General features: G+C 46.7%; 2 tRNA genes. Both read left to right on the top strand.

What is annotated here, in order from left to right:
* Nucleotides 1-28: 28 nt before the first annotated feature.
* Nucleotides 29-104 (top strand) — tRNA-Val (locus tag CN378_RS14515).
* Between the two features lie 22 nt (nt 105-126).
* Nucleotides 127-202, top strand: a tRNA-Thr gene (locus tag CN378_RS14510).
* Nucleotides 203-257: the final 55 nt, after the last annotated feature.

Genomic DNA, 257 nt, shown 5'->3' with positions numbered 1-257 from the left:
TAGGACGTCGCCAGGCGATACATATTTCGGAGGATTAGCTCAGCTGGGAGAGCATCTGCCTTACAAGCAGAGGGTCGGCGGTTCGATCCCGTCATCCTCCACCATTTTTTATTTCCAGTTTAATATGCCGGTGTAGCTCAACTGGTAGAGCAACTGACTTGTAATCAGTAGGTTGGGGGTTCAAGTCCTCTTGCCGGCACCATTGGTTTTTTGTTTTGTGTCTTTTTTTTATTTTAGGAGCCATTAGCTCAGTTGGT

It is taken from the genome of Bacillus sp. AFS015802 (genome assembly GCF_002561455.1).
GTDB lineage: Bacteria > Bacillota > Bacilli > Bacillales > Bacillaceae_B > Rossellomorea.
The sequence above is the reverse complement of the archived record's forward strand: the minus strand, read 5'-3'. Positions and strand labels throughout refer to the sequence as shown.